The sequence below is a fragment of the Acinetobacter sp. YH16032 genome, from assembly GCF_013417345.1.
Taxonomy (GTDB): domain Bacteria; phylum Pseudomonadota; class Gammaproteobacteria; order Pseudomonadales; family Moraxellaceae; genus Acinetobacter.
Genome location: NZ_VPEE01000090.1, coordinates 1 through 3,334, shown reverse-complemented (window position 1 = coordinate 3,334; position 3,334 = coordinate 1). Strand labels below are relative to the sequence as shown.

Annotated in this window: 5 protein-coding genes; 1 reads left to right on the top strand and 4 read right to left on the bottom strand. The window is 36.9% G+C overall.

Annotated features, from left to right (window positions below):
* A partial coding sequence (locus tag FTV32_RS16240; RefSeq protein ID WP_180029102.1) for a hypothetical protein occupies positions 1 to 245 on the top strand: 245 nt, incomplete at its 5' end.
* 17 nt (positions 246 to 262) lie between these two features.
* Here FTV32_RS16240 and FTV32_RS16235 read toward each other — a convergent pair.
* The 4 genes from FTV32_RS16235 to FTV32_RS16220 form a co-directional block, all read right to left on the bottom strand.
* Complete coding sequence (locus tag FTV32_RS16235; RefSeq protein ID WP_180012288.1) at positions 263 to 1,156, bottom strand: replication initiation protein; 894 nt, start codon at positions 1,154 to 1,156, stop codon at positions 263 to 265.
* A 232-nt stretch (positions 1,157 to 1,388) separates the two neighbouring features.
* On the bottom strand, positions 1,389 to 1,676 hold the full coding sequence (locus FTV32_RS16230) for a type II toxin-antitoxin system RelE/ParE family toxin (RefSeq protein ID WP_179995778.1): 288 nt from the start codon (positions 1,674 to 1,676) through the stop codon (positions 1,389 to 1,391).
* Positions 1,673 to 1,987, bottom strand: coding sequence for a type II toxin-antitoxin system Phd/YefM family antitoxin (locus FTV32_RS16225; RefSeq protein WP_003115799.1), 315 nt, complete (start codon positions 1,985 to 1,987; stop codon positions 1,673 to 1,675). Before FTV32_RS16225 ends, FTV32_RS16230 begins: the two co-directional genes overlap by 4 nt.
* A gap of 76 nt (positions 1,988 to 2,063) precedes the next feature.
* On the bottom strand, positions 2,064 to 3,334 hold a 1,271-nt coding region (locus FTV32_RS16220; RefSeq protein ID WP_180029101.1), incomplete at its 5' end, for a mobilization protein A.

Sequence of the window (3,334 nt, the reverse complement as noted above, 5' to 3'; positions counted from 1 at the left end):
CAAGTAAAAATTGGAATATCAAAGATATAATTAAAACTGCATATCAACTACCTGAGTCGGCTAAAATCTTAAAAGAAATCGCGCCAGATGCAGAATATTTAATTGACCATTTAATGCCTGAAGCAATTTACATGAAATTTATAAATAACCATAAATGGTCTACTACACAGACATACTCAGAATTGGTTAGTGCTTTTACTTCTTTTATAGATGAAGAATCTAATGATGTATCATTTTTTTGGTAATGAAATAAGGGAAGGCTTTAAATCCTTCCTAACTTCTTCCATCTGTAATAAGTACTTTGAGAAATTCCTAAATTTTTCCAAGGTTCGTTTGTACGTTCTGAGTTTTCAGATTTAGAACGTTTAGATTTCTTACCGCCAATACTTCCCTTATGACTTTGCCGATGTATAAACTCTTGGTAGCAGTACGCATCTTTTTTCCAACAGTAAGTAGCAATACTTTTTGCGGTTGCTTTGACTTCTGAGTATGGTAATGGCTCTAAAAACGCTTCATTTACGCTTAGACAATGTTTTACTACCTCATCTAACCAAGTGTTATAGATTCCACCTCTATGCGCTCTAACAGCCGTATATGCCCATTTACGCACGGTATCGAACAGTGTGCAGTTTCGTCCAAGTCCTGAAACTTCCTGTTTTTTGCTTAATTTCTTAGGTAATTCTACAAAATCGGCTAAATAATCGAGCGTATAGGCTTGTTCACTCCAAAAAGTGACACGCCAATCTTTATGAAATGGATTCTTCGTAATGAGATGACTGTAGCCAACGTCTGCTCCAAGTTTATTGGCAAGTCCTGCCTGAACCTTTGAGGCATAGGCTATTGCTTTTTGACTGGCTAATTCACTGGTACACAGTGGAATTTCTAATTTATAGCAAATATGAGCATGACCATTTTTTAAGGTCTGCGCTGTCCAATAGGGCATTGGCAAATTTTCATCATGCCATGCCATGACAGCATCTGAACGATCTATATCAAAAAAGAAGTAATGAAGCATACAAGGCTGATTACCCTGTATGTATTGCATGTTGATTGCCGTTTTTTTCGGTCTTATTTGTAAGCCATACAATAAATCATCTGCACAGTATGGTTTATGAGCAAGATTTTCAAAAAAATCGCTTAATTGAGCGTTATTCACCTTTTGCAACGTCCTTTATGTTGCAAATGCTCAAAACATCAGTAAAATACAAATATCGATTTTGCGTTTACTGATGCTTTAAGTATTTGTTAAACAATGAGAAAAAAGTAGGTTTGCCGACCTGCTTTTTTTTCGCCTAAAAGAAAATCTAACACAACTTTAATATTTTTAAAAGTTATTGATTTTCTTAATTTTATAGCCGTTTTTTGCCAATATACGGCATATAATCTAATTAAATATTTCTCGAAGTATGCAAGATTCTTAAAATAAAAACTCGCTTGGCTTCCTCATCAATTTGAATAATTGCACGGTATGGACTGTCAGAAATAAGCATTTCTCTTGTTCCTAAATTGCCCTTCTTTTTAGTTCGATTTGGTGAGAAATACAGGGTTTCTAGCTGTTCAGTAATTTTTAAATACATCCCTTCTGCTAGTTTTTCGCCCCATGTCTCTATGCCATACGCCAAAATTTCAATTAAATCCTGTTCTGCTTGTGGCAAGTAAGAAACTTCATAGGTCATCTTTTACGGCTCGCTACCAAGTCTCGTGCCTTTTGCATTGCAGTCGCATGTACTGACTTCATTTCTTTCGTATCAGATGGATGCGCTTTCAAAGCATTTAACGCTTCTGTGATTTTCTCTTTTTCCCAATCTTCATAATCATCATCTTGGACATCAAAAAGGCTTTCTAAGTGGGTGCCTTTCACGTCTTTTAATGACAAGAAAACACCAACAGGGCGCTTATTCTTTGTGACTAATACAGGTTCTCGCTGCATCGTATCTAATAACTCACCAAAGCGTGATTTTGCATCTTTCGCTGTAATAACTTGCATGTTCAAACCTCATAAAAGTAGGCGTTTTGTCTATTTTAGACTTTTTTTGAAAGTAATCTAGCGTAATTTATTAAATTTAACGCCCAAATCCTCTACTAGCCCTTCTTTCAACGTGTTTTTCTTTCATTTGCTGGCTAATTTGCTGTTCACTTCTCTTAATTTGCTGTTGAGATTGTTTAATTGCTGATTTTGACTGGCTAATTCCTCGTTCTGACTTCTCAATACTTGATTCTGAATGCTCAATGTTTCGATCTGCTCGCTCTGACTTTGATTTATAGCGTTTAGCTCTTTCAATTGCTTCTCTAACGAGTTCAATAAGTCTTTGTAGCGATTCATAAAGTCGTTTGGCATTATCTTGTTCCGCTTGATTAGGATTACTCTGTTTTACGTCCTGCTTTGCTTCTTTTGAGGTGGCTAAGTTTTCAAATAAACTTCCGCTATCCTTCAAAAGCTCCTTTCCATCATTTGACTGGTTAAATGGATTTTCAAAAGGAGTTTTAAAGTTAGATTCTATTTTTCCAATTTCAGTACCATTTGACTGGATGTGGTCTCGTAAGCGTCCGCTTTTTTGTTGTTCTTCGCTATGATGTAAAAGGTTTTCTTGTCCTCGCTCTCGACTAATTTCACTTTCCGCAAGATTTGTTTTTCTAATGGTGTCTGGTCTACTTTCAGACTGATTTCGGCCAATTCCTGCTGCTTGTTCTGAATTTGCTTCGCTAACCACCAATTTACGCCAAGAAAAATCAGAAACACTGTAATCAACACGCCCAATATTGCTCCCGTGAGAATATTCAAACGCAAAGCGTTTCTGATTTTCGGCTGCTGATCTTGGATGGTCTGAAGGTTTGACCTTAAAATTTTCTCTGTTTCCTTGCTGCTTGCTCTCAGTAAGGCGTTGTAGCTTTCCAAGTGCTGTTTCGTAACGCTCTCGGCTTGTTCTTTGATAATCCTGTCCTGCTCGGCGGTGTTCTTCTGCAAATTGTTTATCAAATTGTCGATTTTCATAAATTACGCCTTCTAAACGAATATTCCGCTTGCCGTCAGGATTCTTAATACTGATTGATCTATCTGTTTCTCTAGCAATCTCAAAGCCTGCACCCTTTAGGGTTTCAACTACATCTTGCCTATTTTGGATATTGCCATTGCTAATTTGCTCAGCAATTGCGGTCCCGATTTGCTCTTTAATTTCTTTGACGCTTTGAGGTAGGTTTTGGCTATTCAAAGTTTTAATTGCTTGAGCTTTCTCTGGTGCATGAGGGTCTGTTAAACCATGCTCAAAATTGATGACTTGTTTCCAGTTTTCTACAAGTGGGCGGTCAGCTTGATCAAAATAAGGCTGTAATCTTT

Bases quoted from the DNA above. Each gene is read 5' to 3' on its own strand.
- FTV32_RS16230 (WP_179995778.1), bottom strand. From the start codon at position 1,676: ATGACCTATGAAGTTTCTTACTTGCCACAAGCAGAACAGGATTTAATT.
- FTV32_RS16225 (WP_003115799.1), bottom strand. From the start codon at position 1,987: ATGCAAGTTATTACAGCGAAAGATGCAAAATCACGCTTTGGTGAGTTA.